4 protein-coding genes and 1 pseudogene are annotated in these 5,436 nt (G+C 71.8%); 2 read left to right on the top strand and 3 right to left on the bottom strand.

Going from position 1 to position 5,436, the window contains the following annotated elements:
* Together BFF77_RS28050 and BFF77_RS28045 are read right to left on the bottom strand one after the other, a co-directional pair.
* Window positions 1–488 (bottom strand): annotated as a pseudogene (locus BFF77_RS28050) (hypothetical protein); the annotation flags it as partial.
* Window positions 485–1,393, bottom strand: a complete 909-nt coding sequence (locus tag BFF77_RS28045; RefSeq protein WP_169922744.1) for a phosphatase PAP2 family protein — start codon at window positions 1,391–1,393, stop codon at window positions 485–487. The pseudogene BFF77_RS28050 and the gene BFF77_RS28045, both read right to left, overlap by 4 nt.
* Before the next feature lie 202 nt (window positions 1,394–1,595).
* Here BFF77_RS28045 and BFF77_RS28040 point away from each other — a divergent pair, with 202 nt between their 5' ends.
* Window positions 1,596–2,192, top strand: a complete 597-nt coding sequence (locus BFF77_RS28040; RefSeq protein ID WP_066955238.1) for a TetR/AcrR family transcriptional regulator — start codon at window positions 1,596–1,598, stop codon at window positions 2,190–2,192.
* A 475-nt stretch (window positions 2,193–2,667) separates the two neighbouring features.
* A complete protein-coding gene (locus tag BFF77_RS28035) occupies window positions 2,668–3,768 on the top strand; it encodes a terpene synthase family protein (protein WP_066955235.1) in 1,101 nt (366 codons plus the stop codon).
* A gap of 127 nt (window positions 3,769–3,895) precedes the next feature.
* On the opposite strand, the gene BFF77_RS28030 is transcribed toward BFF77_RS28035, so the two are convergent.
* Complete coding sequence (locus BFF77_RS28030) at window positions 3,896–5,383, bottom strand: cytochrome P450 (RefSeq protein ID WP_066955233.1); 1,488 nt, start codon at window positions 5,381–5,383, stop codon at window positions 3,896–3,898.
* Window positions 5,384–5,436: the final 53 nt, after the last annotated feature.

Below are 5,436 nucleotides of genomic sequence, written 5' to 3'. Positions count from 1 at the left end.
GCCGCCGCGTGCGGAAGCCCCGGCCGGGCTCCGGGCCTGGCCAGCAACGCGACCAGCGTCAGTGCCACGCCTCCCACGCCGAGGGCCTGCGCCAGGCTGAGCGACTCGTTCGGCCCGGTATCCGTGCCCGCCGCCGCCAGCAGGATCGCCGCGAGGCCGACGAGTGTGAACCCCGTGCCCCGCCACTCCTTCCGGCTGACCTGCCGCCCCGCGCGGCGCGCGCCCAGGGGGACGGCCGCGACCAGGGTGAGCGCGCCCAGCGGCTGGACCACGGTGAGCGGCCCGTACGCCAGGGCCACCACATGCAGCAGCCCGCCGGTCGCGTTCAGCCCGACCGCCCACCACCAGGCGCCACTGCCGAGCAGGGCGCGCAGTCCGGCCTTCGGCGCGGTACGGGCGGCGAGCCGCTCCTGGGCGACGGCCGCGGCGGCGTACGCGACGGCGGAGAGCAGGGCCAGGGTGACGGCGACCGCCGTCGCGCCGCTCACCGCGCCGTTCCCGACACGGCCAGCGGGAGGCCGGACATCCGTGCCGGTGCCGCCACCGGCTCCGTCTCCTTCGCCGTTCCCGGCCACCCGTCCGCCGCCGTGCCCCGTACACCGTGTCCGGTCCGTACGTCGTGGCCGGACCGCATGCCAGGACCGGACCGCACGATCCGGGAACCGCGCCGTCGGCCCGGCGCCCGTACGCACGCCAGGGCGACGCTCAGCAGCGCGACGGCCACCACCGCGTCGAGCCAGTAGTGATTGGCGGTGCCGATGACCACGAACAGCGTCGTCAGCGGATGGAGCAGCCAGAGCCAGCGCCACCGGGAGCGGGTGGCGGCGATGAGACCGACCGCGACCATCACGGCCCAGCCCACATGGAGCGAGGGCATCGCCGCGAACTGGTTCGCCACGGAGTCGGTGGCGGGCGCCGCGCTGTAGGCCGTCGGCCCGTACACCCGGCCGGTGTCCACCAGACCGGTCGCGGTGAACAGCCTCGGCGGCGCGAGCGGCATCAGCACATGCAGGACGAGCGCGGCACCGGTGAGCGCGGCGAGCACCCGGCGGGCCCAGACGTAGTGGCCGGGGCTGCGCCAGTAGAGCCAGCAGAGGAAGAGCAGCGTCGCCGGGAAGTGCACCGCCGTGTAGTACGTGTTCGCCCACTGGACGAGCGTCCCGCCGTGCAGCAGCACGCCCTGGACGGTGCCCTCGTCCGGGAGCCGGAGGGCGCGCTCCCAGTCCCAGACCCGGTGGGCGTTGCGGAACGCCTCGGCGGTGTGGCCGGTGGCGGCCTGCCTGCCGAATTTGTAGACGAGGAAGAGTCCGGCGACGAGCAGCAGTTCGCGTACGAGGGGCGGTCGGGCGGGAGTGTCCTGCTCCCGTTCGGCGGGCCCAGTGCGGGCGTGTATCACCCGACCCCCTTGCAAGGACAGCACGTCGCGCGTGACGGCGTGGTGGTGCGGCGACGCGGTCAGGACCACGCCCTATCGATACGCCAGTGTACCGATACGGATTCGTATCGGTACACTGGCGTATCGGAACCCTCGGCAAGGCAGCGAAAAGGCAGTACGGGGACGGGAATTGGACGCGGAAACGGAACAGGGAGAGACGATGACGCCGCAGCGCCGCTCCAAGATCACACCGGAACGGGAGCTGGAATTCTACGAGGCCGCTCTGGATCTGCTCAGGGAGAGCGGTTACGAGGCACTGACCATGGAGGGCGTCGCCGCGCGCTCACGCTGCGGCAAGTCCACCCTCTACCGCCAGTGGCGCACCAAGCCGCAGCTCGTCGCCGCCGCGCTCCGGGGTACGAGCTGCATGAGACTCGCGGACATCGACACCGGCAGCCTGGCGGGTGATCTTCGGATGGCGGTGTGCACGGCGGCGACCGGCGCGGGACGCGACACCGCGCTGCTGCACGCGCTCAGCCATGCCGCGCTCCAGAATCCGGAGCTGCTGCGGGCCCTGCGCGAGGCCGTCATCCAGCCGGAGGTCGAGGCGATCGAGACGATGGTCCGCCGCGCCGTGGAGCGCGGTGAGGTCGCGGCGGACAATCCCGCGGCCGAGTTCGTGGCCGCGCAGCTCATCGGTGTCGTGCGCGCGCGGCCGATGCTGGCCGGCCGGAACGCGGACGAGCCGTATCTCATCCGCTTCCTGGAGGCGGCGGTCTTCCCCGTGCTCGGGCTGGAGGCCGCCTCGCCCGCATGAACGGCGGACCGTCGCCGGAGCGGATGGCGACGGTCGGTCCGCGCGCCGCACCGTGGGGACGGGGGCGGCGCGGCTCCGGTCCGGTGGGCCCCACGCATGCCGTGGGGCCCACCGGCATGTGCGGCGACCCGCCGGGCCGTACACCCGTCTCGTACCGGCCGTCTCACACCGGCCCCGCGCAATGGCGTACCGGGAACGATCCGGACATGTCCGCGTCCCCTGCAAGCCGTCACGGAAGCGCTTCCCGGACAGCGGGCCTTTCACCACGTCGACGGCGCCCGCCCGCCGGACGGCTGGTCCGAACCGGTCCGTTCAGCTCACGGACCGTCAATTCCGGCCAGGCAGTGGCCAATTGCATAGTTGTTGACGATCCGACACGGGCATATACGCTCCACCCGAACGTCACCACGCCACGTCCGTACGTCGTTTCTCGGCACGTCACTTTTCCGCCCCTCGCCGTACCCGGAGGCCGATCATGACCCGAGTCCCGGATGTCTCGAATGTTTCGGGACAGCGCCTGGTCCAGCAGCTTCCGGCTGTGCCGTTCTACTGTCCGGTCCCGCCGGCCCGGCACCCGTCGGTAAAGGCGCTCAACGACCGGACCGTACGGTGGATGCTCAAACAGCGGCTCGACAGCGACAGGCATCAACTCGAACGGCTTGCCGTCTGCGACTTCGGCGGTCTGACGGCCTCGACGATGCCGTACGGAGAGCTCGGACCGCTCACCCTCATGGCCAAGTTCCACGCCGTGCTCTTCTCGCTGGACGACGGTGTGTGCGACGAGTCCGGGGCCACGGCGGATCTGCTCGCCCAGGAGACCTCACGGATCATGCGCGCCGTGGAGGCGCCGACCGTGCGGGGACCGCACGACTCACCGCACACGGCGGCGCTGCGGCGGCTGCGGCTGGAGGCGGAACGGTTCGCTTCACCGCGCCAGTTGCGCCGGCTGACGGAGGCGATGCGCATCTACACCTCGGGCCTGGTGTGGGAGGCGTCCTGGCGCCGCAACCCTCGGCTGCCCTCGCTGGACGACTACGTCACGCTGTGGATGCGCGCCATCGGGATGGCGCCCTCCACGGCGATGATCGAGGTCGTCGGCGGCTTCTCGGTGGCCGACGAGGACATGCAGGATCCACGGATACGCGCGCTCACGGAGATCACCTGGACGCTGGTGAGCTGGGACAACGATCTCTACTCACGGAACAAGGAACTGCTGCGGGCGGGTGACGATCTCAATCTGATCGATGTCCTCTGCCAGGAGGAGGGACTCGACCCACGGCGTGCGCTCGTCCGCGTGGTGGCGATGCGGGACCGGGTGATGGTGCTCTTCGAGCGGCTGGCCGCGCAGGTGCTCAAGGAGGCGGACAACGATCTGCGCCGGTACATCAAGGGGCTCGGCCAGTTCGTCCGCGGCCATCTCGACTGGGCGTCGATCTGTCCCCGCTACTCCGTGCCGTCGGGACCGAGGGCGACGCCCGGCGGCTGGTGGAAGCAGCGGCCCGCGGACGACAGCCAGGAGCCGCTGCCGATCCCCACGATCTCCTGGTGGTGGGACCAACTGGACCCGGCGTACTGACCGTACGGCTCGCACCGGTCCGTACGGGCAGTAGCGCCGGCCGTACGGCGGCGAGGCCGCCGTACGGGTCTGTGTGACGGGCCGTCGGACAGAGCGCGGCCGTCAAGTCGCGGTCAGGCGACCCCGGTCAGTGTCCGCGCCACCAGCGGATCACCGTCCGCCAGGCGCGCCGCGGCGCGTTGCCCGGTGCCTGCTCCGGGGGCACCGCGACGGCGGCCGGGGCCTCGCGTGGTGCCTCCGGCTGCCGCTCCCGCGGCAGCGGCCGGGGTTCGGGGAGCGGCCCGGGCGAGTCCACCTGCCACTGCGGACGCCGGGCACCGGGAGTCGCGTTCGGCGGACCGGTGACATCCTGCGGCGGCCGAGGGGCGAACGTCACGGGCAGCTCCACCAGCTGACGGGACATCAGCGCCGCCGAGTAGCGCAACTCGTGCTCCGCCACGGCGAGCTGGAGATCGGGCAGCCGCAGCAGCAGCGCGTCGATCCCGGTGTCGGCGATGGCACGTCCGATGTCCTGGCCCGGGCACTCGTGCGGACCGCCGCTGAAGGCGAGATGGGAGCGGTTGCCGCGCATGGAGGCGGTGGGATCGGGGCGTACCACCGGATCCGCGTTGGCCGCCGCGATACCGACGATCAGCGCGTCCCCCGCCTTGATGCGCTTGCCGCCCAGCTCGGTGTCGCCGACCGCCCAGCGGCCGAGGATCGTGGTGAACGGCGGCTCGTCCCAGAGCGTCTGCTCGACCGCCTCCGGCAGCGTCATGTGGCCACCGCTCAGCCGCGCCCGGAACCGTGGGTCGGTGAGCACCATACGGAGCACATTGGCGATGAGATTGGCGGTGGTCTCGTAGGCCGCGATGAGCACCAGCCGCAGATGCTGGCCGACCTCGTCGTCGGTGAGCCCGGCCGGATGCTCCGTCAGCCAGGTGGCGAAGTCCTCCTCGGGAGTCTCGCGCCGACGGGCGACGAGCCTGCGCAGCACGGTCATCACATACTCGTTGCTCTCGTTGGCGGTCCCGGTGCCCTTGATCATGTCGCGGGCGGCCTGCACCAGGCGCTCGTCGTACTCCTCGGGCATGCCGAGGATCTGCGCCATCACCATCATCGGCAGATGCTCGGCGAAGCGGCTGACCAGATCGGCCCTGCCGTCCTGGCAGAACTCGTTGACCAGCCGGTTGCTGTAGCGGTTGATATGGCGGCGGACACCCCGGTGGTCGATACGGGCGATCGAGTCGGTGACCGCGCCGCGCAGCCGCTCGTGCTCCGCGCCGTCGGCGAAGACGCAGATGGGCTGCCAGGTGAAGACCGGCGCCAGCGGGTGGCCGGGGGGCGCGGTGCCGTCGTGCTGCGCGCGCCAGCGCCGTGAGTCCCGGGAGAACTGCGAGGGCGTACGGGTCATATGGAGGTTCTCGCCGTGGCCGAGGACGAGCCAGGCCGGTACATCGCCCTGGAGCAGTACGGGCGCGACGGATCCGTGTTCGGCGCGCAGCTTCTCGTACAGACCCATGGGGTCGCTCTCGGCCTCGGGTCCGTAGAGCCGGCGCGGCCCGTGGGCCGGGCAGCCGGGAGGCGGCGCCGGGTGACCGTCGGTTCCGGACGGGCGGGAGGAAGGGGTGGTCACGGGCAGTCACTCCAGGGAGCGGGCAGAAAGGGGACAGGGGGTACCGGGACGGG

Source organism: Streptomyces lushanensis (assembly GCF_001700515.1).
GTDB classification, from domain to species: Bacteria; Actinomycetota; Actinomycetes; order Streptomycetales; family Streptomycetaceae; genus Streptomyces; species Streptomyces lushanensis.
This window is presented reverse-complemented; position numbering and strand designations above follow the sequence as displayed.

Excerpts from the sequence above, each read along its gene's own strand:
- BFF77_RS28040 (WP_066955238.1), top strand. The coding sequence starts at position 1,596 with ATGACGCCGCAGCGCCGCTCCAAGATCACACCGGAACGGGAGCTGGAA.
- BFF77_RS28035 (WP_066955235.1), top strand. The coding sequence starts at position 2,668 with ATGACCCGAGTCCCGGATGTCTCGAATGTTTCGGGACAGCGCCTGGTC.